This is a genomic window from Ramlibacter paludis, from assembly GCF_022012305.1.
Lineage (GTDB): Bacteria > Pseudomonadota > Gammaproteobacteria > Burkholderiales > Burkholderiaceae_C > Ramlibacter > Ramlibacter paludis.
In genome coordinates this window covers 259,751-284,807 of record NZ_JAKLTM010000005.1, presented here as the reverse complement: position 1 = coordinate 284,807, position 25,057 = coordinate 259,751, and the positions used below count along the sequence as shown (strand labels likewise).

General features: G+C 66.9%; 21 protein-coding genes. 2 read left to right on the top strand and 19 right to left on the bottom strand.

All coding sequences use genetic code 11. The features are described from left to right. Positions 1 to 272 precede the first annotated feature (272 nt). The gene (locus tag LZ009_RS18365; protein ID WP_275699416.1) at positions 273 to 1,217 is read left to right on the top strand and encodes a glycosyltransferase family 2 protein; all 945 of its coding nucleotides are present in this window, start codon (positions 273 to 275) and stop codon (positions 1,215 to 1,217) included. 20 nt (positions 1,218 to 1,237) lie between these two features. Here LZ009_RS18365 and LZ009_RS18360 read toward each other — a convergent pair whose 3' ends face one another. From LZ009_RS18360 to sucC, 15 genes are all read right to left on the bottom strand, one after another. Next, positions 1,238 to 2,746: an oligosaccharide flippase family protein gene (locus LZ009_RS18360; RefSeq protein ID WP_275699415.1), complete on the bottom strand. Its 1,509-nt coding sequence runs from the start codon at positions 2,744 to 2,746 to the stop codon at positions 1,238 to 1,240. A 20-nt stretch (positions 2,747 to 2,766) separates the two neighbouring features. Beyond that, positions 2,767 to 3,954, bottom strand: coding sequence for a hypothetical protein (locus LZ009_RS18355; RefSeq protein ID WP_275699414.1), 1,188 nt, complete (start codon positions 3,952 to 3,954; stop codon positions 2,767 to 2,769). Then, a complete protein-coding gene (locus tag LZ009_RS18350; RefSeq protein ID WP_275699413.1) occupies positions 3,951 to 4,772 on the bottom strand; it encodes a hypothetical protein in 822 nt (273 codons plus the stop codon). The genes LZ009_RS18355 and LZ009_RS18350 overlap by 4 nt, the downstream gene beginning before the upstream one ends. Beyond that, positions 4,769 to 5,923 carry a glycosyltransferase family 2 protein gene (locus LZ009_RS18345; protein ID WP_275699412.1) on the bottom strand — a complete coding sequence of 385 codons (1,155 nt, stop codon included), beginning with the start codon at positions 5,921 to 5,923 and terminating at the stop codon, positions 4,769 to 4,771. Before LZ009_RS18345 ends, LZ009_RS18350 begins: the two co-directional genes overlap by 4 nt. Positions 5,924 to 6,026: 103 nt before the next feature. Beyond that, positions 6,027 to 6,485 (bottom strand): pilin, encoded by a 459-nt coding sequence (locus LZ009_RS18340; protein ID WP_275699411.1) that lies wholly within the window; start codon positions 6,483 to 6,485, stop codon positions 6,027 to 6,029. Between the two features lie 234 nt (positions 6,486 to 6,719). Beyond that, complete coding sequence (locus LZ009_RS18335; protein WP_275699410.1) at positions 6,720 to 7,178, bottom strand: pilin; 459 nt, start codon at positions 7,176 to 7,178, stop codon at positions 6,720 to 6,722. A gap of 216 nt (positions 7,179 to 7,394) precedes the next feature. Then, entirely contained in the window at positions 7,395 to 7,853 is a 459-nt protein-coding gene (locus LZ009_RS18330) for a pilin (protein WP_275699409.1), read from the bottom strand. A 145-nt stretch (positions 7,854 to 7,998) separates the two neighbouring features. Continuing rightward, a complete protein-coding gene (locus tag LZ009_RS18325) occupies positions 7,999 to 10,410 on the bottom strand; it encodes a GspE/PulE family protein (RefSeq protein ID WP_275699408.1) in 2,412 nt (803 codons plus the stop codon). Beyond that, positions 10,407 to 11,198 carry an MBL fold metallo-hydrolase gene (locus LZ009_RS18320; RefSeq protein ID WP_275699407.1) on the bottom strand — a complete coding sequence of 264 codons (792 nt, stop codon included), beginning with the start codon at positions 11,196 to 11,198 and terminating at the stop codon, positions 10,407 to 10,409. The genes LZ009_RS18325 and LZ009_RS18320 overlap by 4 nt, the downstream gene beginning before the upstream one ends. A gap of 11 nt (positions 11,199 to 11,209) precedes the next feature. Continuing rightward, positions 11,210 to 13,459 (bottom strand): CHASE2 domain-containing protein, encoded by a 2,250-nt coding sequence (locus tag LZ009_RS18315; protein ID WP_275699406.1) that lies wholly within the window; start codon positions 13,457 to 13,459, stop codon positions 11,210 to 11,212. 25 nt (positions 13,460 to 13,484) lie between these two features. Continuing rightward, entirely contained in the window at positions 13,485 to 14,177 is a 693-nt protein-coding gene (locus LZ009_RS18310; RefSeq protein WP_275699405.1) for an FHA domain-containing protein, read from the bottom strand. A 38-nt stretch (positions 14,178 to 14,215) separates the two neighbouring features. Next, positions 14,216 to 15,001, bottom strand: a complete 786-nt coding sequence (locus LZ009_RS18305; RefSeq protein ID WP_275699404.1) for a Stp1/IreP family PP2C-type Ser/Thr phosphatase — start codon at positions 14,999 to 15,001, stop codon at positions 14,216 to 14,218. Positions 15,002 to 15,011: 10 nt separating this feature from the next. Beyond that, positions 15,012 to 17,897, bottom strand: a complete 2,886-nt coding sequence (locus tag LZ009_RS18300; protein WP_275699403.1) for a CHASE2 domain-containing serine/threonine-protein kinase — start codon at positions 17,895 to 17,897, stop codon at positions 15,012 to 15,014. A gap of 242 nt (positions 17,898 to 18,139) precedes the next feature. Then, positions 18,140 to 19,033: a succinate--CoA ligase subunit alpha gene (gene sucD / locus LZ009_RS18295; protein WP_275699402.1), complete on the bottom strand. Its 894-nt coding sequence runs from the start codon at positions 19,031 to 19,033 to the stop codon at positions 18,140 to 18,142. Between the two features lie 9 nt (positions 19,034 to 19,042). After that, positions 19,043 to 20,209, bottom strand: coding sequence for an ADP-forming succinate--CoA ligase subunit beta (gene sucC, locus LZ009_RS18290; RefSeq protein WP_275699401.1), 1,167 nt, complete (start codon positions 20,207 to 20,209; stop codon positions 19,043 to 19,045). A 163-nt stretch (positions 20,210 to 20,372) separates the two neighbouring features. On the opposite strand from sucC, the gene argC reads away from it, so the two are divergent. Next, a complete protein-coding gene (argC, locus tag LZ009_RS18285) occupies positions 20,373 to 21,293 on the top strand; it encodes an N-acetyl-gamma-glutamyl-phosphate reductase (protein WP_275699400.1) in 921 nt (306 codons plus the stop codon). Positions 21,294 to 21,304: 11 nt separating this feature from the next. On the opposite strand, the gene LZ009_RS18280 is transcribed toward argC, so the two are convergent. From LZ009_RS18280 to recA, 4 genes are all read right to left on the bottom strand, one after another. Then, entirely contained in the window at positions 21,305 to 23,068 is a 1,764-nt protein-coding gene (locus tag LZ009_RS18280; RefSeq protein ID WP_275699399.1) for a tetratricopeptide repeat protein, read from the bottom strand. A gap of 7 nt (positions 23,069 to 23,075) precedes the next feature. After that, the gene (locus LZ009_RS18275) at positions 23,076 to 23,369 is read right to left on the bottom strand and encodes a hypothetical protein (protein WP_275699398.1); all 294 of its coding nucleotides are present in this window, start codon (positions 23,367 to 23,369) and stop codon (positions 23,076 to 23,078) included. A gap of 68 nt (positions 23,370 to 23,437) precedes the next feature. Beyond that, positions 23,438 to 23,884: a recombination regulator RecX gene (recX, locus tag LZ009_RS18270; protein WP_275699397.1), complete on the bottom strand. Its 447-nt coding sequence runs from the start codon at positions 23,882 to 23,884 to the stop codon at positions 23,438 to 23,440. Between the two features lie 6 nt (positions 23,885 to 23,890). Beyond that, positions 23,891 to 24,949 carry a recombinase RecA gene (gene recA, locus LZ009_RS18265; RefSeq protein ID WP_275699396.1) on the bottom strand — a complete coding sequence of 353 codons (1,059 nt, stop codon included), beginning with the start codon at positions 24,947 to 24,949 and terminating at the stop codon, positions 23,891 to 23,893. Between the last annotated feature and the right edge of the window lie 108 nt (positions 24,950 to 25,057).

Sequence of the window (25,057 nt, the reverse complement as noted above, 5' to 3'; positions counted from 1 at the left end):
CCCGGGGCCGACGGGCGCGGAAAGGCACCACGCGAGCAGGACGCAGGCGCAGCTCACGAGCCAGGGCACGACATTGGACGACGGCCCCGGCGCGAACGGCAATATCCACGGAACGCACAGCAAGCCGGCGGCGGCGGCGCGCGTCCAGGAGGCGCCCGAAAACCGCGCCTGCAACGACTTTTTCACGTGGAGGAGCGGCTCGCCTTCATGAAGCATGGGCGGATCGGAGGGACGGCATGGCAGCCTTCATAATTGTCGGACAGGAGGTACGCATGCGTGTCGTGGTCTTGATGTCCACCTATCGCGGAGAGCGCTATGTGCGCGAGCAGATTGTTTCCATTCTGGATCAACTGCCCCCCGAGGGCCGCCTGATTATCCGTGACGACGGATCACCCGATGGAACTCTGGCCATCATCCAGGGCCTGAGCCAGGGCGACGCACGGATCGAAGTGATCCCGGGCAAAAACCTGGGTTTCGTCGCCAGCTTCCTGGCCCTGATTGCACTTGCACCCACGGATGCGGAAATGGTCATGCTTTCCGACCAGGACGACGTCTGGCTTCCGGACAAGGTACAGCGCGCATGGGACTGCATGTCCCGCAGCGGCGCCGCGCCAACGCTGTACTGCTCGCGGCTGCAGCTCGTGGACAAGACGCTTCGACCGATCGGCCTGTCGCCGCTCTGGCCCCGCAAGCCCTCGTTTGCGAATGCGGTGACGGAGAACGTGGTCACCGGCTGCACGGCGGCCTTGAACCCGGCAGCGGTCGCTTTGCTGCGCGAGCACGGCGACCTGCGCAGGATCTACTTCCACGACTGGTGGCTGTACTTGGTGGTCTCCGCTTTCGGCCAGGTGCACTTCGATGCGAAGCCCACCATCCTTTACCGCCAGCACCAAGGGAATGCGATCGGAATGGGTGCGGGCTGGTCGCGCTACTGGACGATCCTGCGCTTCCTGCGGAAGCGCAACTGGGTGCACATCATGTTCAACCAGCTAGCCAATTTCCGGCAGGTCCATGGCAACCGCCTCCCGGCGGCCCATCGCCAGCTGCTGGACTCGACCTTCGACCCGCACGACTGGCGCGCCGTGGGGCGGCTTCTTCTCGTGCCGCGCCGGCTGCGCCAGACCCTCCTGAGCGACGTCCTGTTTCGCGGGATCGTGGCGCTGGAACTGCTCTCGGGCCGGGGCCTGATTCCGCCGGAACAGTCGCCGGCCGCTTGATCAGGCACGCGCTCCGCGCGTCATGCCCGCGGCGCACCTGCGCGGAACAGTGATTTCAGGTCCCGCCACCAACCGGCCAGGAAAATCAGGGGGAGCAAAGCCACCCAGGCCCGCAAGTGCGCCTGCGGCACTTGGCTGAAGCCGGCGATCACGATTCCGACCAGCATCGACGTCCCCAGGAGGTGCCAGAGCCGGCGCGCCATCGGCCGCGGCAAGTCCGCCGCCGCGAAACCGCAGAACACCACCGAATCCACCGCCACCCGCAGCGCCCAGGCGCCCGCCACGCCGAGAACTCCATGGCGGGCGGTGAGATACCAGAGTACCGCCCCGTACACGGGCAGCTCGAGGAGATGGATGCGGGCGATCAGGGCGGTGCGCCCCGCGGCCTGGACCATGGTGTAGAAGACCTGGGCGACGCAGTTGACAAACACCGCGCCCGCAAGCACCTGGAAGGCCGAGGTCGTGATCGAAGGGACAAGGCCCCGCATCCAGACGCCGATCAGTTCGGGCGCGAATGCAGCCGCAACCGCGGATGGAATGCAGCTCGCCAGGGCCATTCCCGCCGCGAGCTGGATGGGCTGCATGGATTGCGCGTCTTCACGCGGCCGGGAGATGCTCGCGGCCAGCAGCGGAAAGTAGACCGGCAGCACGAGCGCCGGAAGCAGCAGGAGCTTGCTCGCCAGTTCATGAGCGGTGACATATTGGGTCACCTGTTCGGCCGACCGGGTCGTGGCCAGGTAGAACCGGTCCATGTAGACCATCAGGGGGCCCACGGTGTTGGACACCGTGAGCCATCCGCCGAAACCAAGCAAAGAGCCAAGGGCCATGCGGGAGAAAACCGGGCGCTCCCTCTCTACCAGCTCCGGACACAGACGCGCGCATTGGGCGACCTGGACGAAGGTGGCGGCGTACCGCACGACCACTAGCAGGTAGCACGCGGTGGCCAGGTCGCCCCACAAGCGCACGGCGAGCACCGGCAGCACGTAATTGAGGACACCTGCCGGCACCCGGGTGACGTTCAGGCGCCCGAATTCGCCGTAAGCCGCGAGCAGGCCCGAGGTCACGGCTCCGAAATAGATCGCCGGTGTCGCCAGCGCCAGCGCCGCCAGGCAAGCCGCGGCTTCGGGAACGAGCTGGCCTTCCTGTGCCAGCGCCGCCGCGGCCAGGGCGGGCGAGTACAGGAACCAGACCCCGCCCACGGCGATCCCGATGGCGAGCGCGGCAACCGCCGCTGTGCGAACGGTGAGGGCGATCTCTTCCTGCGTGGCGGGGCGTGCCAGCAGCGTGGCAATCTTCCAGGTGACCGCGGATCCCAGACCCAGGTCGAGCAGGCTGACGTAGGCGAGGACGGCCAGCACCAGCGCGAAGGCACCGAAGCGCGCAGTGCCGACCAGTGCCACCAGGAAGGGCAGCGCCAGCACGGACGCGACCACGGGCAAGGCCATTCCCGCGGCATTCAGCACCAGGTTGCGATTGAGCCGCAGGCGCGACCGCGTTTCGCCTGCCGGAGGCGGGGGGGCGGGATTCACGTCCTGGTTTCCGGCAGGACTCAGATCGCCCGTTCCCATGGCAGGCCGGACCGTCCCCGGATGTGCGCGCAGTCGATCACCGCCTTGCCCGCGGCCACGTCCGCCACGCTGCCGATCTTCACCGGGTTGAACGCCCGGTAGTACTTGTACATGACGTCGCCAGCGTCGAACACGTAGAGCTTCATCTCGCCATCCAGGTAGGTCCGGACTTCGCCGTCAGGCAGCACCAGCGAATTGTGTTGGCCGGGCGGGAAGAAGCGGGGGCAGGAAGATTCCACCCGGCTGAACACTGCATCGTGGCGACTCGCCACAGCATCGGCTGCATCGGGAACAGGCGTGGGTTTGGAGTACGCCAGGTGGCAGGCCCAGAAGCCGAGCCGACGCGCAAGCGCGGGGTCCGCTTGCGACTCGCGCCGCAAGGCCATCCTGGCGATGCCTTCCGAACGCAGGAAGCGGCAGGCCGCAGGCCCGCCGAAGGACAGCCCGTAGGCCTTGAGCCTGTCGTTCATGATGCGGGCGACATCCTCGTTCGGCAGGCCGTCCGCGGCCATCGACGAAGGCACCACAGGAACGATCAGGAAGAGGCGGTCGGCCTGCGCCCGCGCCAAGAATTCGTCGACGCCACGTTCGACCGGTGTGTTGGCAATGCTCATCCAGCGGGATTGCGCCGGGAATTGCGGGGCGATCAGCGAATAGGAAATGTTCGCCATCGTCACGTACGTGGCGGGCTGCTGCCGCAGGTCCGGCGGCAGTTCCACCTGGAAGTAAGGCGGCTCTGTCCATTGCGCCAGGCCCCAGGTGCCCCACGGGCTGGCCTGCTGCACCGCGAATCCCTGCAGGGCCACCAGCAGGATTGCCGCGGCCAGCCGCGCCGCGCGCGTGATCGGCAGCAGCCACACGAGCGCGATGCAAACCGGGCCCGCCACCAGCAAGCCGGTGATGAAGTAGCGCCCGTTGGCGGAGGTCGCCATCCAGGGGACGAACAACGCGGCCAAGGCGGCGAGCAGGACGAATGCGGGCCGCCTTTGCGGCTGCCCCCAGCCGCGCCGCAGCGGCGCAAAGGCTCCGAGCAGCACCAGCAGCGCGAGGATGAAGACGAATCGCAGGTCCGGCGCCATCACCTCGATGTAGACGCCGGCATCGGGCGCGGCCATCGCGATCGGGCGCAGGAGTGTCTCGCGCCAATCGTCGGGGAGGAAGCGAATCACGGTGTCCAGCCCAGCCGCATCCGCAGAGGAGCGAAGAGTTCGTCGTAGAAAGGGTACACGGGGTTGCCGAAGTGGTGCCAGAGGAGCGCACCCCAATATCCGTAGGCGGCCATGAAGCCCACGGCCGTCGCCCCGCAGCCGACCGCGACGTTGACCAGCCGGCCACGCGCTCCGCGCGCGGAGAACACCCACAAGGCAGGCAGCAGGATGGCCAGCGGCCCGTTGCTCAACTTGCAGGCCACCGACAGGCCGGCGCAGAGCCCGGACAGCATCACCAGGGTCCGCGCATTCGCCGGCGGGGCGGCTGCGCTGGCCGGCTGCAGCGCCAGCGCGAGCGCCCACAGCAACGGGATGCTGGCCATCAGGTCGTTCGAGGTCGTGTCGAAAGCGGCCAGGACCACGACCGAAAGAAAGGCCAGCACCACCGCCAGCAGCCGCATCACCGCGTCGAAAGCCGTCGGGCCGGGCATGCACAGGCGTGCCAGCAGCCAGACGGCGGGGACGGCCGGAACGCACAGCGTCGCCAGCGTCGCACCGGCCCACTGCCCCGACCAGCCGCTGGTGGCCAGCTTGTACACGGGCCAGTACAGATAGGGGAACTGGTAGGACTGCGAGCCGGCGCCCGACAGGTCGTGGCCGAAGCGCGCGTGCTCCGCCGTCCAGCCGAGGTAGACATGGTGATTCAACATGTCCCAGCTGATGCCGATCTCGCCGCGCGTCACCGGAATGGATGCGAACGCCAGCCAGGCGGCGATGCACACCAGCAGCCACTCATGGCGCAGCAGGGAGGACGGCAGCGGTTGGTCCAGCGCCGTCATGGCGTCGGGCCGCGTTGGCGGGGCAGCCAGCAGAAATGCACGGCCCCCGCGAACAGCGCGCCGGCGGCGGCCTGCACGCCCAGGATCATGAGCGTGACAGCCGGAATGACCTGCCGCATCGTCTGCGTGGGGTCCAGTGCGCCGAAGCCAGACGCGCCCCAGTCGAACACCAGGCGGGCGGACCAGAACAGGCCGATACCGGCGCCGACGAAGCCGGCGACCAAGCCGTTCTCCACCCTGAAGAATGCGTCCCAGCGCTGCAGCCAGGGCTGCGGGGGCACGACACCAGACAGGATGCCTATCCACTTGGTGAGCACGGCGAGTTGGATCATCTGGGCGCCGAGGATCGTGGCCGCCGACATGTACAGCAGCGAGTGGATGCGCTCGATGAAGGTGGGACTCGTTGCCGCCACGGCGAAGCCGCCGAGGCCGAAGGCCATCAGGACGAGTCCCGGGTAGAGGAACAGCCAGCGCGGGCAGAACAGGAGCAGGAAGCGCAGGTGTCGCCAGCCGTCGCGCCAGGTGCGCAGGTGCGGCGGCCGGTCGCGGCCGTCAGGCGACAGAGTGGTGGGCACTTCCTCGATGCGCAGGTGCGCGAGCGCCGCCTTGGCGATCATCTCGCTCGCGAACTCCATGCCCGGCGTGACGAGTCCGAGCTTCAGCATCGCGTCGCGCGCGACACCGCGCAGCCCGCAGTGGAAGTCGCGGATGGGGATGCGGAAGAACAGGCGGCCCACGAAACTGAGGACCGGGTTGCCGAGGTAGCGGTGCAGGAAGGGCATGGCGCCGGGCGCGATGCCGCCGGCGAAGCGGTTGCCCATGACCAGGTCGGCGCCGCCGCGCAGGCGCTCGACATAGCCTTCGAGGTGCTCGAAGTCATAGCTGCCGTCGCTGTCGCCCATGATGACGTAGCGGCCGTGGGCGGCCGCGATGCCGGTGTTCAGCGCCGCGCCGTATCCGCGCACGGACACCGGCACGACACGCGCGCCGGCGGCGCGCGCCACCTCCTGGGACCCGTCGGTGGAACCGTTGTCGGCGATCAGCACTTCGCCCTGGATGCCGGTGCGCTCCAGGAAACTGCGCGCCTTCGCGATGCATTCCGGCAAGGTCCGCGCCTCGTTGAGGCACGGCATGAGGATCGTCAATTCCATTGCAGGACCATCTTAGGGGGCCGATCGGCGGGTTCATTAAAAAAACGCCCCGAAGGGCGTTTTCTTGCAGAGGCGCGTTGCGGGCGCGCCCGTCCTCCAGCCATCAGAAGCCGGACAGCGAAGCAACGCTGGTGTCGCGGCAGGAGCCGGGCAGGAACTTGGCTTCCACGGTGCCGGGGCCGCATAGCCAGGCCGAGATGGTCTGGCCGTTGATGGTCGGGGCCAGGATCACGGTGCCGTCGGCGCCGGTGCCGATCGCTTGCGAGGTCACCTGGATGGCGCCGCTGGCGTTCGTCTTGATCGAAGCAACGTACTTGGAGGTGCTGGCGGAAGCCTCGCAGCCCCAGGCGCCGGCGGACGGCAGCGAGCCGGCGTTGTTCGACTGCACGACTTCCGTGACGGAGGTGCGGCAGGCCGACGCGGCCAGGATCACTTCGGACATCTTGGCACGCTTGGTGTAGTCCTGGTAGGCCGGCAGGGCGACGGCGGCCAGGATACCGATGATCGCAACCACGATCATCAGTTCGATCAGGGTGAAACCCTGCTGCAGTTGACGCTTCATGAAAACCTCCGGGTGTGTGTGTGAAGAAGAAGCGAAGGGAAAGACGCAAAGCACGTGCCAGCTAAAAATGTGATTTATTTGGCAGTTAGCGGCACGCCACCTGGCTGCTTTTCGACAACCGCTGTCTTCCGCCTTGACGAATTTGTCGACATTTCCGGGCTGAGTCCATGAAAAAACGCCCCCGAGGGGCGTTCCGAGGAAGCGGCGCCCCGGCGGGGCACGCCTCGTCCAGCGTCAGAAGCCGGACAGCGAAGAAACGCTGGTGTCGCGGCAGGAGCCGGGCAGGAACTTGGCTTCCACGGTGCCGGGACCGCACAGCCAGGCCGAGATGGTCTGGCCGGAGATGGTCGGGGCCAGGATCACGGTGCCGTTGGCGCCGGTGCCGATGTTCTGCGAGGTCACCTGGATGGCGCCGCTGGCGTTGGTCTTGATGGAAGCAACGTACTTGGACGTGCTTGACGAAGCTTCGCAGCCCCAGGCGCCGGCGGCCGGCAGCGAGCCGGCGTTGTTGGACTGCACGACTTCCGTGACGGAGGTGCGGCAGGCCGAGGCGGCCAGGATGACTTCGGACATCTTGGCGCGCTTGGTGTAGTCCTGATAAGCAGGCAGGGCGACGGCGGCCAGGATACCGATGATCGCGACGACGATCATCAGTTCGATGAGGGTGAAACCCTGTTGCAGTTGACGCTTCATGAAGACCTCCGGTATGAAAGAAGCGTCGGCCATGTCGCAAAGCGTGTGCCAGCCAGTAATGTGAACTAATTGGCGGCGGCGGAGAGATCCGGAAGCCGCAGGCCGTCAGCTCATCCGCCCGCATTGACGAATTTGTTCGACACTTCGGTTCGCTCATGAAAAAACGCCCCGAAGGGCGTCTTGGGAAGCAGCGCCTTGCGGCGCGCCTCATGCGGATCAGAAGCCGGTCAGCGAAGCAACGCTGGTGTCACGGCAGGAACCGGGCAGGAACTTGGCTTCGACGGTGCCGGGACCGCACAGCCACTGCGAGATGGACTGGCCGGAGATGGTCGGGGCCAGGATCACGGTGCCGTTGGCGCCGGTGCCGATCGCTTGCGAGGTGACCTGGATGGCGCCGCTGTTGTTGGTCTTGATCGAAGCAACGTACTTGGACGTGCTGGCCGAGGATTCGCAGCCCCAGGAACCGGCGGACGGCAGCGAGCCGGCGTTGTTCGATTGCACGACTTCCGTGACGGAGGTGCGGCAGGCCGAAGCGGCCAGGATCACTTCGGACATCTTGGCACGCTTGGTGTAGTCCTGGTAGGCGGGCAGGGCCACGGCGGCCAGGATGCCGATGATCGCGACCACGATCATCAGTTCGATCAGGGTGAAACCCTGTTGCAGTTGACGCTTCATTGAAAACTCCGGGTGTGTGTTGAGATACCGAGAGTTGGAGCGCAAGCCCCGTGCCCGCGCAGAAAGCGTGCATTAGTTGGCATCAGGACGGGCAGCGCGGCCGTTTATGACCTTCCGCGCCCCCTGGCATGACCAATTTGTAGAACTACTTGATACAAACCGACCGAACTTGCTTCAAATCGGTCAGGCCCATCATGATCTTTTCCATGCCGTCCATCTTCAGCGTGCGCATGCCCGCGGCGACGGAAGCGACGAAAAGATCGGCCACGCGGGCGCGTTCCTGGATCAGTTTCTTGATGTCGTCGTCGGCGATCAGCAGCTCGTGCAGGCCGACGCGGCCCTTGTAGCCGGTCTTGTTGCACTTCTCGCAGCCCACCGCTCGGTAGAACTGCAGGTGCCCGTCGGTGCCGTAGGCCTCGACCCAGCTTTCGTACAGCTTCTGCGCCTCGCCGCCGGCGTCCACCGCCCACGGCCCGGTGTGCTGCAGGTCCAGCGCATATTCCTTGATGAAGGCACGGATTTCCTCGGGCTGCGGCTCGTAGGCCTCCTTGCACACGCACAGGCGCTTGGCCAGGCGCTGCGCCAGGATGCCCAGCAGGGCGTCGGCGAAGTTGAACGGGTCCATGCCCATGTCCAGCAGGCGGGTGATGGACTCCGGCGCGGAGTTGGTGTGCAGCGTGGAGAACACCAGGTGGCCGGTGAGCGAGGCCTCTACGCCCATCGACACCGTTTCCTTGTCGCGCGACTCGCCCACCATGATGATGTCCGGGTCGGCGCGCAGGAAGGCGCGCATCACCAGCGCGAAGTCGATGCCGGCCTTCTTGTTCACCTGTACCTGGCGCAGGCCCTTCTGCGTGATTTCGACCGGGTCCTCGGCGGTCCAGATCTTGGTCTCGGAGTTGTTCAGGAACTTCAGCACCGAGTGCAGCGTGGTCGTCTTGCCGGAGCCGGTCGGCCCGCAGACGTAGAACAGGCCGTAGGGCTTCGTGACCGTGGCTTCCAGGCGTTCGCGGTTGTGCGTGGTGAGGCCCAGCTTGTCCAGCGGGATCGGCTCGCCCGCCGCCAGGATCCGCATCACGACGTCCTCGACGCCGCCGGCGGACGGAATGGTCGCCACGCGCAGCTCGATGTCGAGCGGGCCGTACTTCTTGAACTTGATCTTGCCGTCCTGCGGCTTGCGGCGCTCGGAGATGTCGAGGTCGCACATGATCTTCAGGCGCGTCACCATCGCCTGGCGGTAGTGCGAAGGCACCTCGATGTACGGGATCAGCGTGCCGTCGATGCGGAAGCGGATGCCGGTCTTGGCCTTGCCGGGCAGCGGCTCGACGTGGATGTCCGAGGCCTTCTGGTTGTAGGCGTCGATGATGATCCGGTTGACGAACTTGACCAGCTCGTTGTCCGCGGCCGCGGACTCCAGCGCGTTGTCCTCGCCGCCCTCGTCGTCGCCCAGCGGGGCGTTGAGGTCGGCCAGCATGTCCTCGACCGACACGCCGGCGTCCGGCGCGCCCCACAGCTGCGCCACCGTCTCCTCGAATTCGGTCTGGGTGGTGACGCGGAACGCGAGCTTGCTGGCGCGCGGAAAGATCTGCGGGACGATGCGCGAATTGCGCACTGCCTCGGGGTCGGTGCACATGATCACCAGGCCCTCGGGAGATTCCTCCAGCGGCACCCAGCCCTGCTCCAGGACGAACTCGCGCTTGAGCGCGCCCTGCAGCGCCTCGATCCGGACCCGGCCGGTATTGAGCGGCTCGTAGGGCACGCCGAAGAACTTGGACAGGGACGGGCCGATCTGTGCCGGGCGGATCGAGAAGTCCCGCATCAGCACCTGTTCGACCGGCTCCGACGCCTCGCGCGCCTTGAGCACGGCGCCCTGCAGCTCCTCATAGGTGATCACGCCGTCGGCGATCAGGCCGTCGTACTTGGTGGCCTTGCGCCGGGCGCTGTCCTGCGCCTTCTGCACGCGCTGGCGGATCGCCGTAGCAAGGGTCGCGCACAGCTGCGTCGCACCTTCCGTCTCGAGCTCGCCGAAAGGCTGGTCGCTCTTGTTGTTGATCACCTGCAGCACGCCGTGCAGGTTGTCGCCGTCGAGGATGGGCACCACCAGCATCTGCTTGGTGCGGTAGCCCGAGCGCTTGTCGACTTCCTTCAGGAAGGTCAGGCTGGGATGGATGCGCTTCAACGCGTCGTCGTCGTAGACGTCGGCGATGTTGACCATCTGCTTCGACATGGCCACGTAGCCGGCCACGCTCTGCGGGCTGATCGGCAGCTTGAGGTCGCGGCTGGCGTTCAGGCCGGTCTTGACCTTCGACACGATGGCGCTGTGGTCCTCGTTCACCGCGTAGAGCGTCAGGCGGTCGGCGTTCAGGAGCTTGCAGATGTCCTGGCTCGCCTCGAGCATGATCTCGTCGATGTTCTCGGTGGCGTGGATGCGCGTGGTGACCTGCTGCAGCTGGCGGAAGAACAGCGCCTCGAACGAGATGCCGCGCTTGTCCGGCGGCAGCTGCTGCGAATTCAGGAACTCCTGCTCGCTGTCCTTCGACTTGAGAACCGCGCTCACAGCTCGAACTCCTGCCCCGCGCGCAGCCAGCGGATGTCATGCGCGACGTTCGGCCCGAAGGGCTGCGTCTGGTCGAAGCGTTGGATCTCGGTCATGATCAGCTCGGTCTCCGCCGGCTTGGTATGGGTGATGAAGATGGGAAAGCGCTTGCCCTTGTCGATGCAGTCGAGTTCCTCGGCCAGCGCGTGGGGCGACAGGTGCAGGCTCCGGCGGGCCAGCTCCTGTTCGCGGTTGGAGAATGCCGTCTCGATCACCAGCGCCGCAACCTCCAGCTGGTTGATGCGCCGCCAGAAGGCGGGGTTGCGCTCGGTGTCGCCGGTGAAGATCCAGCAGCCCTGGCCGCCGCTCACCGCGTAGCCGCAGGCGGGCACGGTGTGCACGGCCGGCAGCACCTCGATGTACTTGCCCCGCAGCTCCAGCACCTGGCCGACCTGGATCTCGTGGAAGGTGATGAAGGGCGATTGCGCCGACGGGATGCGGCTGAAATCGGGCCAGATCACGTTGTTGAAGATGTGGGCCTTGAGCGCCGCGATCGTGCCGGGCAGCGCCGAGATGCGGATCGGCTGGTCCAGCTGCGAGGCGATGGCGTCCACCATCAGCGGCAGCGCCGCGACGTGGTCCAGGTGGGAGTGCGTGAGCAGGACGTCGCGGATGCCGCGCATTTCCTGCAAGGTGAGGTCGCCCACGCCGGTGCCCGCGTCGACCAGGACGTCGCCGTCGATCAGGAAGGACGTGGTCCGGCAATCCTTGGCGATTGCGCCGGAGCAGCCCAGCACCCGCACCTTCATTCAGCGTCCCTCTACTTGGTCTCGAACGTGGTCGCGCCGTCCCAGCCCGGGTCGAAAGGCAGCAACCTCATCGAGGCTACACGCTCGGAGTACAGCTCGTAAAGGTATTTTTGCGCGTTCATACGCTGCAAATTCAGCATATGGAGGTCGCACTGGTCCCAGTCCTGGGCCCGGTAGGACTTGAGGAAAGCGTTCCAGGTCTTCAACTCGTCGGCCGTCGCCTTCGGCAGTTCGGCCACCGGCCCGAGCGGGTAGAAGATGCCCACCGCCTGCTCCTTGCCCTTGACCCGGACCCGGTCCAGCTCCTGCCAGGCGAAGTCGGGCGCCTGCTTGCGGGTGGTCTCGCTCACCACGATGTCGACCCCGTAGACCTTGGACAGGCCTTCCAGCCGGGAGCCCAGGTTCACCGAGTCGCCGATCACCGTGTAGCTGCGGCGGATGTCCGAGCCCATGTCGCCGACGCACATGGTGCCGGTGTTGAGGCCGACCCCGACGCCGATCTCCGGGATCCCCTTGGCGCGGTGTTCGGCGTTGATCTCGTGCACGGCGCGCGACATCGCAATGGCGGACTGCACGGCCAGCGCGGCGTGGTTGGGCGTTTCCACCGGCGCGCCCCAGAAGGCCATGACGCAGTCGCCCATGTACTTGTCGATGGTGCCGCGGTTGGAGCGGATGATGTCCGTGAGCCGGCTGAAGACGTCGTTCAGCAGTTGCTGCAGCTGGGTCGGGTCCATCTTCTCCGACATCTTGGTGAAGCCGCGCATGTCGCAGAACATCACCGTCAGCTCCTTGCTGGCGGCCTTCATGCTGTAGCTGTCCGGGTCCTTCACCATCTCGTCGACCAGCTCCGGCGGCACGTAGGTGCCGAACAGGTTGGCCAGTTCGCGCTTACTGCGGCTTTCGACGAAGTAGCCGTAGCTCATGTTCAAGGCGAAGGCGAGGCCTACCATCACCAAGGCCGAGGCGAGCGGCATGACCAGACCGTACGCCATGAAGAGGTAGTAATTCAGGGCCACCAGCGAGCCGGCGACGCCGACACTGATCAGCACCGCCACCGTCGCCGACAGAACCGGCAGCAGAAGGGCCAGCAGCAGGCCGGCAATCAGCAGCAGCGCCACCTCGTAGCCGGCGGCGTAGTCGGGTTTGACGTAGAGACGCCCCTCAAGCAGGCCGGAGATCAGGTTGGCGTGCATTTCCACGCCGGGATATGTCTCGCCGACCGGCGTCACCCGCATATCCAGCAAGCCCGGGGCCGACGTGCCGACCAGCACGATCTTGTCCTTCAGCTCGCCCTCGCCCAGGCGTTTCTTGATCAGGTCCGAGGCCGGGATGTAGCGGAACGACTTGCCCTGCGGCCCGCCGTCGCCCCGGAAGGGCACCAGCGTTCCGACTTTGTCATCGACCGGGATCGCGAGCTGGCGTGCACCCTGTTTGAGCAGGATGCTTTCCAGGCCGCCGTAGTTGCGGTTGGCGAAGCGATCACGCGGGAATCCCGGGTCGACCGTCGGTTCGCCAGCCATCAGCCGGAACATGGCCAGGGACAGGGCCTCGTAGTAGGCGCCGCCGTGCTCCGCGACGAGCGGCACCGAGCGCACTACCCCGTCGCCGTCGGTCACGGAGTTGAAGAAGCCGGCGACCGGCGCGGCCCGGGCGAGCGGTGCGATGTTGGAGCCGTAGCCGTCGAAGCTGTAGAACGTGATCGGCCTGCCACGCAGGTTGTCGCGGGTCATCACCGGCTTCGGCAGCACGCCGCTCTTGCGCCCATTGCGGTCGCTGGTCAGGTAGTAACCCAGCACCACCGGCCGCTTCTCGATCGCGCGAGCGAACGCGGCGTCGTAGTCCAAGGTAGTCTGGATTTGCGCAAGGCGCTGTTGGAAGCCCGGCGCATCTTTCAGCTCGCCTTCGGCTAGCTCGCGCAGCCGCGACAGGCCCGAACTGTCGTCGGGCTCGGCGAACACGATGTCGAAGCCAACGATCGCTGCCTTCTGGCGATCGAACAGCTCGTCGACCATCGCGGCAAGCTTGTTGCGGCTCCAGGGCCACTGACCCTGTTCGGCCAGGCTCTTTTCGTCGATATCGACGATTACGACGCGCGGGTCCAGCGTCCGCGGCATGGCTGTGCGCAGGCGCGCGTCGTACAGGATCGCATCGAGCCGGCTCAGGAAGCCGATGCGCAGGTCGCCCGTGGCGTGCAGCAGCGCGAACAGCAGCGGCGCCAGCGTGATCGCTATCCGCGGCCAGTGCCTGGCGAGCGTCCCCATGCGGCGGGCGAGCGCTGGCGCGGGCTCAGGTCGCCTGCAGGAACTGCATCTGGGTGCCTGCGAGTTCCAGCATGTCGCCGTTCTTCAGCGTCACCGGCTCGGGGCCGATGGCATTGCCGTTGAGCGTCGGCTTGTTGGAGCCCTCGACATGCGCCACCACGAAGCCATGCGAGCGCTTGGTGATCGCGGCGACCGCGACGCCCGGCTTGCCGATGGTGGTGACCACCTTGACCAGGGGCACCTCGCGCCCGGCGGCGGCGCCGGACAGCACCTTGATGCTGGCGGCCACCGGCTCCGGATGCGCGGGAGCGGCGGCGGGGGCCGCGCCGGCACTGGCGGCGGCTCCGACGGGGGCGGCAGGCGGCTTGGCCACCTGCGGGGGCACCATGCCGGCCTTCATGATCACCGTCTTGTCGAACGTGGCGCCGGGCGCCTCGTTGATGAACTTGATCTTGTACTTGCCGATCTCCACCGTGTCGTTGTTCTGCAACAACTGTTTCTTCACGGCCTTCCCGTTCACGTAGGTGCCGTTGGTGGAATTCAGATCCTCGAGATAGACCTCGTTGCCCGAAAGCTGCAGCACGGCGTGCTCGCCGCTCACCGCAAGGTTGTCGATCACGATGTCGTTGTAGGGCCGGCGTCCCAGTGTCGTCCGGTCCTTGGTCAACTGCACTTCCTTGATGACGACACCGTCGATCGAAACGATCATTTTCGGCATGGTCGACTCCTGTTTATGTATTCAAACCCGTCCCGCGACTATTGTCCCAGCCACCGGGAGATCAGGCCACGCTTTTTGGAGCCGCTGTTGGCTTGCGCCAGCAGCACCGAAATATTGTCCCTTCCCCCGTTTGCGTTCGCAGCGTCGATCAACTGCCCCGCCTTCTGGTCCAGCGGCGCGTCGCTCGCGACGATGCGCGCGATGGCCTCGTCGTCCAGCATATCCGACAGCCCGTCCGAGCACATCAGATAAAGGTCGCCGGGCTCCACGCGGTGTTCGTTCACTTCGAGCAGCACGGCGTCCTCCACGCCCAGCGCGCGCGTGACCAGGTTCTTGTTGGTCGAGGTCGCTGCCTGCTCGGGGGTGATCAGGCCGGCGTCCATCTGCTCCTGCAGCAGCGAGTGGTCCTTGGTGATCTGCTCCAGCGCCGCGCCGCGCAGGCGGTAGCAGCGGGAGTCACCGATGTGCCCCAGCATCAGGCGGCCGTCCTGGAACACGCCGACCACGAGGGTGGTGCCCATGCCGCTGTACTGCGGGTTGGAATTGGCTGCGTTGAAGATCGAGCGGTTCGCGTTGTCGACGCAGATCTCCATGGCCCGGCGCACCTCGCGCCCGTTGGCATGGCGGCCCGCCTGGGCCAGCCAGCGCCCGAGTTCCGACTTGATGAACGTGGTCGCCATCCCGCTGGCGATCTCGCCGGCGTTGTACCCGCCCATGCCGTCCGCCAGGATGCCCAGGCGGGTCGGCTCGTCGAAGGTGACGGAATCCTCGTTGTTTTCGCGCGCAAGACCGGGGTCGGTGCGGAGGCAAAACTCGTAGTTCATAGTTCGCGGGTCAAGGCTCCTGGCCAGTCTTGCCGCCGCCGTCCGGGGTGTTCCCCCCCGGTCGGGTGACCACGGAAGTCTTGTCGAACTGCGGCGCCGCTGTCTCTTTCTGGCCCGCATCATAGCCGGGCAAGGCCGAAGCGGGCACTGTCGCCGCAAATGCGGGTTGCGTTTCCGCGAATGTTCCGGGCTGGAAGCCGCCCGAAGGAGCCGTGGCCGGGATGGGCGGCTGCCCGCCGGGCGCATTGTTGAAAGCCATGACCACGGTCTTGTCCGCGTCGTCCTCGGGCGCGGGCTGGCGGAACGCCAGGGTCCGCTCCGCGGCCGCAGTGGTCACGATTGGCTGCACCGGCGGCATGGGCGTGGCCGCCCGCACCGGCGCCGGGCCGCCGGCCAGGGACGCGGCAACCGCCTTCAGTTCGAGCGCCAGCTGGTCGCCGTCCTGGTAGCGAACTTCCGGCTTCTTCGCCAGCGCCCGCGCCACGATCTGCACCAGCTGCTCGGGCAGGCCGGGTCGGATCACACGCAGGTCGGGCGCTTCCTCGTTGGCGATCTTGTACATCAGCTCCGCCATCGAGTCGCCGCGGAAGGGCAGCACGCCGGTCAGCATCTGGAACAGCATGACGCCCAGCGAATAGAGGTCAGAGCGGCCGTCGATCTTCTTGCCGGCGATCTGCTCGGGCGACATGAAGCTCGGCGTGCCCAGCACCAGGCCGGTCTTGGTCTTGCTGGAGTCGGTGATGCGCGCGATGCCGAAGTCGGTGACCTTGACGGTGTCCGATTCCAGCTCGTACATGATGTTGGCCGGCTTGATGTCGCGGTGGACCACGTTCTGCCGGTGCGCATAGGCCAGCGCCTCGGCCACCCGCGCCACGATGGACAGCACCTTCGGCACGGGCAGCAGCGCGCCGTCCTTGCAGTAGTCGACGAGGTCGCGGCCCTTGAGGAACTCCATGGCGATGTAGGCCAGGTCGTGTTCCTCGCCCGCATCGAAGATGGTGACGATGTTCTGGTGCTGCAGGCGGCCGGCGGTCTCGGCCTCGCGGAAGAAGCGCTCGCGCGCGTCGGCCAGCTCCTCGCCCTCGAACTCCTGCGACAGCGCCATCGTCTTGATCGCCACCACGCGGCCGATCTTCGGGTCCTTGCCCAGGTAGACGACGCCCATCGCACCCTTGCCCAGTTCCTTCTCGACCTGGTAGCGCCCCAGCATCGGCTTCTCGACTGCGCCGCCATCGAGCAGCATGGTGCCGCCCGGGTGGCTGCCGCCGCCGCCGAGGATGACGGTCTCCGACAGGTTCCTGGCCCGATTGAGCTTGGACTCGAGGTCCTTGTACTTGCGGTTGTAGCCGGCCATGTGTTCGTACACGGCCTGCGCCTTGTTGAACTGGCGCTTGCGCTCGAAGTCGAGCGCCAGGTTGTACATGTTGGCCATCACCTCGTCGCCCATCGGCACGCGCTGGAAGCGGTCGAAGGCGGCATCGAGCTGGCCCTGCCCCTGCAGCGCCAGGCCCATCATGCGGTTGGTCTCGGCCGACTCCTCGTCGGACTTCTGCTTGCCGGCTTCGGTGACGAGGAAACGCTTGGTCGTGAGGGCGATGTAGCCGATCAGCAGCAGCGTGGCCGGCATCACCAGCTCGATCCACAGCGAGCCGCCGGCCAGCAGGCCGAACTCGGTGGCCAGCAGCGCGATGAACAGCGCGCCGGTGGCTGCGCCCGCCTTGCCGGCCGACAGGCGCGGCAGCACGGCGATCAGGAAAGCGGCCATCAGCAGGTAGACGCCGACCGAAGCGAGGCGGCCCCAGGCCGGCGCCACCAGGAAGTGCTCGCCCAGGATGCTGGACGTCACGTGGGCGATGTATTCCACCGGCGCCAGGCTCTGGCCGCCGGGCGCCGGAAACTGGGTGCCGACGCCGGCGGCCGTGGCCCCGACCAGCACGATCTTGTCGGCGTACTTGGCGGCCGGGATCTTGCCGGAGAGCACGTCGTAGAAGGAATCGACCTGGAACGCGGGCTTGCCGTCGCGGCCGCGGTAGAACTGGGGCAGCATGCGCGCGTAGTCGTCGGTCCTGACCTTCAGCTTGCCGATCTGCACCGAGTCGCCCACGTTCAGCTTGATGTCGGCCGGCGAAAGATTCAGGCTCTTGGCGGCCGCCAGCAGCGCCATCGAAGGCACGTCCTTGCCGTAGTAGTTGACCAGCATCGGCTCGTAGCGCACGGCGCCATCGACGTCGATGTCCTGGTTCAGGTGGCCGATGCCGGCGGCGGCGTTGGCGATGGCCTCGATCGGCTGCTGCGTGCTGCTGCTGGCCAGCGAGAAACCCTGCTGGTCATCGACCGCGCTCTTGAGGGCGGCCGCGGGCAGCGGCTTGTCGGCCTTGCCTTGCGGTTCGCCGAAGACGAACACCGAAGGCGTGAGGACGTTGCCGGCCTTGGCCATGCTGGCGGCCAGCTTGCCGTCGGTGTCCAGCGCGCCCTCGGCCTGCGTGATGAGCGCCGCGACCGCCTGGTTGCCGGCGGCGTCCGGGCCGAGCGCTTCCTTGATCTTGCGGATGTAGACGAGGCCCGGGTCCGTCTGCGGCTCCAGGAAGAAAGCGGTATGGACGATGGTCTTGGCTTTCGCGGCCGAGAGCTTGTCGATCAGCTGCGCGTGCACGTCGCGCGGCCACGGCCAGCGGCCGATGTTGGACACGCTCTGGTCGTCGATGGCGATGATCGCGATCTTGTCGGACGGCAGGCGCGAGGTGCTGGTGCTGGCGAAGTCGTAATAGCGCCGCTCCAGCGTGCCCACGAAATCGGTCGCCTTGTTCAGGACCAGGACCGCGAGCACCACCAGGACACCCACGAACCAGTCCGTGCGCCAGAACTTCGCGCGCCTTGAAGAAGAGGATGTGCTCACTTGCCGCCCCTTGCCCGGTGGTAACAACCCGGGAAGCCCTTACTGCCGTCGCCAATTCCCGATCCACCGCATTGAAGGGGGCAGGACTCCTATGTTTGACGGTAGCAGAGGCTTTCCGGAGCGACAAGATACTTTCGCATGAATGGCCTACGTTTTGTTGCAAATTCCGCAAGGGAGCGGAAGGCCATGAAAAAAGCCGGCGACCCTCGCAGGCAGCCGGCTTTTCGCGGAAGGGACGAGGCTTAGAGCATCGCCTTCAGCAGCTTGGCCATTTCGGACGGGTTGCGCGTCACCTTGAAGCCGCACTCTTCCATGATGGCGAGCTTGGCGTCGGCGGTGTCGGCGCCGCCGGAGATCAGCGCGCCGGCGTGGCCCATGCGCTTGCCGGGAGGCGCCGTGACGCCGGCGATGAAGCCCACGATCGGCTTCTTCATGTTGTCCTTGCACCAGCGGGCGGCGTCGGCTTCGTCGGGGCCGCCGATCTCGCCGATCATGATCACGGCGTCGGTGTCCGGATCGTCGTTGAAGGCCTTCATCACGTCGATGTGCTTCAGCCCGTTGATCGGGTCGCCGCCGATGCCGACCGCGCTGGACTGGCCCAGGCCGATCTCGGTGAGCTGGGCCACGGCTTCATAGGTCAGCGTGCCGGAGCGCGAGACCACGCCGATGCGGCCCTTGCGGTGGATGTGGCCGGGCATGATGCCGATCTTGATCTCGTCGGGCGTGATCAGGCCGGGGCAGTTGGGGCCCAGCAGCAGCGTCTTCTTGCCGCCCTTGGCTTCCTTCTGCTTCATGCGGTTGCGCACTTCCAGCATGTCCTTGACCGGGATGCCTTCGGTGATGCAGATCGCCAGGTCCAGGTCGGCTTCCACCGCTTCCCAGATCGCGGCCGCGGCGCCCGCGGGCGGCACGTAGATCACGGAGACGGTCGCGCCGGTTTCCTTGGCGGCTTCCTTCACCGACGCGTAGATCGGGATGTTGAAGATCGACTCGCCCGCCTTCTTGGGGTTCACGCCGGCGACGAAGCAGTTCTTGCCGTTCGCGTATTCCTGGCACTTCTCGGTGTGGAACTGGCCGGTCTTGCCCGTGATGCCCTGCGTGATGACGCGCGTGTCCTTGTTGATGTAGATCGACATGTTCGTTCCTTAAGCAGCCTTGACCGCCGCGACAACCTTCTGAGCTGCTTCGGCCATCGTGTCCGCACTGATGATCGGCAGGCCGCTGTCGGCCAGCATCTTCTTGCCCAGTTCCTCGTTGGTGCCCTTCATGCGCACCACCAGCGGCACGCTCAGGTTCACGGCCTTGCAGGCGGTGATGACCCCGGTGGCGATGGTGTCGCACTTCATGATGCCGCCGAAGATGTTGACCAGGATGGCCTTGACCTTCTTGTTCTTCAGCATGATCTTGAAGGCCTCGGTCACCTTCTCGGGGGTGGCGCCGCCGCCCACGTCGAGGAAGTTGGCCGGCTCGGCGCCGAACAGCTTGATGGTGTCCATGGTGGCCATGGCCAGGCCAGCGCCGTTGACCAGGCAGCCGATGTTGCCGTCCAGGCTGATGTAGGCCAGGTCGAACTTGCTGGCTTCGATTTCCGCGGGATCTTCCTCGTCGAGGTCGCGCAGGGCGACGATCTCGGGGTGGCGGAACAGCGCGTTGCTGTCGAAGTTGAACTTCGAGTCGAGGGCGACGACGTTGCCCTTGCTGTCACGGTTCAGCGGGTTGATCTCGACCAGCGAGGCGTCCGTGTCCATGTAGCACTTGTAGAGCTTCTGGCAGATGTCGATGAACTGCTTCTGCGAGTCCGCCGGCATGCCGATGCCGCGCGCGATCTCCTCGCCCTGCGCCTGCGTCAGTCCGGTGAGCGGATCGACGAAGACGGTGATGATCTTCTCGGGCGTGGCGTGCGCCACTTCCTCGATGTCCATGCCGCCTTCGCTGGAGGCGATGAAGGCCACCTTCTGGGTCGCGCGGTCGGTGACCACGGACAGGTAGTACTCCTTCTGGATGTCGGCGCCGTCCTCGATGTAGAGGCGGCGGACCTTCTGGCCCTCGGGGCCGGTCTGGTGCGTCTTCAGCTGCATGCCGAGGATGTCGCCGGCCAGCTTCTTGACGTCGTCGACCGACTTGGCCACCTTGACGCCGCCGCCCTTGCCGCGGCCGCCCGCGTGGATCTGCGCCTTGACCACCCAGACCGGGCCGCCCAGCTTCTGGGCCGCTTCCACGGCCTCCTGCACGGTGAAGGCCGGGATGCCGCGCGGCACGGGCACGCCGAAGTTGCGCAAGATCTCCTTGCCTTGGTACTCGTGGATCTTCATGAGGTTTCTCTCGGGATGTCTGGGGGGAAGCCTGGGCGGCGAGGCGCCGCGACGGTGCGGCCGGGCTACGCGAGGCAGCATTGAACTGTATCATGGTGCAATGCACCAATTCATGGCACTGGCTTAGAGTAACCATAAGCAGTTGCCACAGGAAACAACCCACATGCCCAAGGTCTTCATCGATGGCGAGGCCGGTACCACCGGCCTGCAGATCCGCGAGCGGCTGGCGAAGATGCCGCAGATCGAACTCGTGAGCATCGCGCCCGAGAAGCGCAAGGACCCGGCGGCCAAGCGCGAGCTGATGGCGGGCGTGGACCTGGTGATCTTCTGCCTGCACGACGACGCCGCGCGCGAGTCGGCCGCGATGATCGAGGAGATCGGCAAGGGCGGCGGCAGGAAGCCGCGCATCATCGACGCCTCCACCGCGCACCGCACGGCCGAGGGCTGGGTGTTCGGCTTCCCGGAGCTGTCGGCCGGCCAGCGCGAGGCCATCGCGGGCGCCGACCGCGTGAGCAACCCGGGCTGCTATGCCACCGGCGCGATCGCGCTGCTGCGTCCCCTGGTCGACGCCGGCGTGCTGCCCACCGACTATCCCGTCGTGCTGCCCTCGGTGAGCGGCTACTCGGGCGGCGGCCGCAGCATGATCGAAGCGTACGAAAGCGGCTCCGCGCCCGCGTACGAACTCTATGCCCTGGGCCTGAAGCACAAGCACCTGCCCGAGATCATGAAGTACACCGGCATGGTGCGCCGGCCGATCTTCGTGCCCTCGGTGGGCAACTTCAAGCAGGGCATGCTGGTGCAATTGCCGCTGCACCTGAACACCCTGCCCGGCAAGCCGACGCCGCAGGACCTGGAAGAAGCGCTGCGCCGCCATTACGCGGGCAGCGAATGGGTGACGGTGGAAGCGCCGACCGCCGATGGCAAGCTGGATCCGCTGGCGCTGAACGACACCAACAAGATGGAGCTGCGCGTCTTCCACAACATGGACTACGCGCATGCGGTACTGGTCGCGCGCCTGGACAACCTGGGCAAGGGCGCCAGCGGCGCTGCCGTCCAGAACCTGAAGCTGATGCTGGGGGTGTAGGGCCGGCCGCGCTAGCGCGCCGCCAGCCCGGCGAGTTCGCTGCGCACGCGCTCCAGCACGGGGCCCCATTGCCGGGTGGCGTCCTGCCGGAACAGGCGCGCCGTCGGATACCAGGGCGAATCCTCGCGGTCGCGCAGCCAGCGCCAGTCGGGCACGTGCACGAGCAGGATCCACACCGGCCGCCCCAGCGCGCCGGCCAGGTGCGCCGCGCTGGTATCCACGCTGATCACCAGGTCGAGCGCCGCGACCAGGGCGGCGGTGTCGGCGAAATCGCGGAGCTCGCGGCCGTGGTCGACCAGGCCCGGCCAATCGGCCAGAGCCGCCCGGTCCTCCGCGCGCAGGTCCGGCTTTAGCGTCACGAAACGGCAGCCATCCACGGCAAGGGCGCGGAACGTCGCCAGGGCCATCGAGCGCCTGCGGTCGTTGGCCTGGGTCGGATTGCCCGACCAGGCGATGCCCACATTGAGCTGGCCGCTGCCCAGGCGGTCGCGCCAGGCCTGCACCGCAGCGGGATCGGCGTGCAGGTAAGGCACCGCCGCCGGGATCGTCTCGAGCGTGGTCGCCATCAGGGCCGGCAGGCTCATGAGGGAGCAGTGCACATCGAAGGCCGGCATCAGCTCGCCCGCGCGCAGCAGCCTGCAATTGGGCGCCAGCGCCCCCACCAGCGGCTCGAGCGGCTCCGGCACCTGCAGCAGCACGCTGTGGGCGAGCTTGGCCAGCTCGGGCACGTAGCGGACGAACTGGATGTTGTCGCCGAAGCCCTGCTCGCCGTAGACGAGGATGGTGCGGCCGGCCAGGCGCTCGCCGCGCCAGCGCGGCTCGTCGAACTCCTCGACCGAGGCCTGGACCGCATCGCTGCGAAAGCGCCACTCGTGCTCCGCCCAGCCCTCGCGGAATTCGCCGAGCATCAGGTGCGACAGGCTCACGTTCCAGTGCAGGTTGGCGTCTTCGGGATGCAGGCGCAGCGCATCCTGCGCCGCGGCGCGCGCCTCCGGGATGCGCGCCAGCTCCATCAGCACGGCCACCCGGTTGACGAGTGCGCCGCGATTGTCCGGATCCAGCTGCAGGGCCTGGTCCACCACCGACAAGGCCTCGTCGAGGCGGTCCAGCTTCTCCAGCACGAAGGCAACGTTGGCCAGCGCCCGCGCATCCGGCCCGGTGAGCGCCAGCACCCGCTCGGCCTGCGTCAGCGCCTCGGGCCAGCGCCCGAGGCGGGTGAGCGCCTCGTAATGCAGGAAAACCGCACCGGGGTTGGCAGGCAGCAGGGCGGCCAGTCGCTCCGCATGGGTCGCAGCCTCGGCCGGGCGCCCCAGCTGATTCGCGGCGCGGATGGCGCCTTCCAGCGCTTGCACCGATCCGGGACGGTCCTGGAGGGCCGCTTCGAAGCTGGCCAGCGCCTCGCCGGTGCGGCCCAGGCCCTCCTGCGCGCAACCCAGGACGTACCAGGCATCGTGCGCCAGGCCATCGCCCGGCCGCTGGAGTGAAAGGGATTGGCGCAGGCTTTCGGCCGCATCGGCGAACTTGCCTTGCTGCAAGAGCACGAAGCCCAGGTTCAGGCGCAGCGCGGCGTCGTCCGGCTGCGCCAGCACGCCTTGCGAGTAGCAGCGGCCGGCCTCTTCGAGCTGGCCGGCGCCCAGCGCCGCGTTCCCCAGGGCTTTCCAATCGGTCGGGGGGTTCGTCGCGGACGGCAGCGGCGCCGCAGCCGGCGCCACGCTGGCACCGGCAGCGGACTTTCCGCGGGCGCCGGAGAGCCGGTCGAACAGGCCGCGGAGCATGCTGGCCCTACAGCCGGTAGCTCAGCCACTCGGTGAGTTGCTGCGCGTAGTCCGGCGGGCAGCCGGCATCCTTCAGGGCCCAGAGGAAGGCATTGGCCAGCTTGGAGCGCTTGTAGACGTTCATGCGCTCAGTGGCCGCGAAGTCGCGCACGCGCTGGTCGGCGCGAATGAGGACCTTCTCGGCCTTCGCCGAAAACTTGGTCTCGTTCTTGACCGTGGAAGCTGCCAGCTCGCGCAGCACGAAGGCTGCGAGGTCCTTCCCGAAGGCGACGGACTTGGCGGTGGCGAACCATTGGAGCATGGAGGGGCGGCGATGGCTGAAAGCGCCAACTCTACCTGACCGGCCGAGGAGGCCAGGAGCCTGGGCTCCTAGGCGTCGATCCCGCGCAGCAGCCGGCTCACCACCTCGGCGCCGAAGCCTCGCGCCAGCAGGAAGCGCATCTGTTTGGCTCGCTGCGCGGCGTCGGCCGGCGGCGTGCCGAACTTGCGCAGCCAGACTTCGCGCGCCCGCTCCGCTTCGGTGGCCTGCAGGCCGGCGACCGCGGCCGCCACGGCTTCGGCATCCAGCCCCTTGGCCTGCAGTTCCTGCCGGATGCGGCCGGCGCCCAGGCGCGGGGCGCGGCGATGGACCACGGAATCCACCACCCGCTGTTCGTCGATGAAGCCCTTGGCCTGCAGCTCGTCCAGCGCCTGCTTCAGCTGGCCCGGCTCCGGTTCGTGCTGCGCCAGCTTGCGTTCGAGCTCCTGCCGCGAATACTCGCGGCCGGCCAGCAGGCGCAAGGCCCGGCCCTTGAGGGAGAGCTGGCCGAATGCCAAGGTGCCTTATTCCCCGGCGGCGGCGTCCGTGGGCAGCAGCGGGATGCCGAGCGAGTCGCGCACCTTGTTCTCGATCTCGCGCGCCAGGTCGGGGTTCTCGCGCAGGAACTCGCGGCAGTTGTCGCGGCCCTGGCCGATCTTCTCGCCGTTGTAGGCGTACCAGGCGCCCGACTTCTCCAGCACCTGGGCGGTGACGCCCATGTCGATGATCTCGCCTTCGCGGCTGATGCCCTCGCCGAACAGGATGTCGAATTCCGCCGTCTTGAACGGGGGCGCCACCTTGTTCTTCACGACCTTGACCTTGGTCTCGTTGCCGATCGCCTCTTCGCCCTTCTTGATGGTGCCGGTACGGCGGATGTCCAGGCGGACCGAGGCGTAGAACTTGAGCGCGTTGCCGCCGGTGGTGGTTTCGGGGCTGCCGAACATCACGCCGATCTTCATGCGGATCTGGTTGATGAAGATGACCGTGCAGTTGGTCTTCTTGATCGTGGCGGTCAGCTTGCGCAGCGCCTGCGACATCAGGCGGGCCTGCAGGCCGGGCAGCGAGTCGCCCATCTCGCCTTCGATTTCGGCCTTGGGCACCAGGGCCGCGACCGAGTCGATGACGATCAGGTCGACCGCGCCGGAGCGCACCAGGCTGTCGACGATTTCCAGCGCCTGCTCGCCGGTGTCCGGCTGCGAGATCAGCAGGTCGGACACCGTGACGCCCAGCTTCTGCGCGTACTGGATGTCCAGCGCGTGTTCGGCGTCTACGAAGGCGCAGGTGCCGTTCAGGCGCTGCATCTCGGCGATGACCTGCAGGGTGAGGGTGGTCTTGCCCGACGATTCCGGGCCGTAGATTTCGATGACGCGGCCGCGCGGCAGGCCGCCGACGCCCAGCGCGATGTCGAGGCCGAGGGAGCCGGTGGAGACCACCTGGATGTCCTCGATCACCTCGCCTTCGCCCAGCCGCATGATGGTGCCCTTGCCGAACTGCTTCTCGATCTGGGCCAGCGCGGCCTGCAGGGCCTTGGCCTTCTCGGTGTCGGCGGGGGCGACCTTGCTGCCCTTGACTTGAGCGTCCATCAGTTTCTCCTTGTGAATCAATGGGTTGTGTTCGGGGCATCCACTGTTTCGATCAACAGGCTGGATGCATGCCCAGTAATGTAACGAACGAGGTGCCGCGAGGACAAC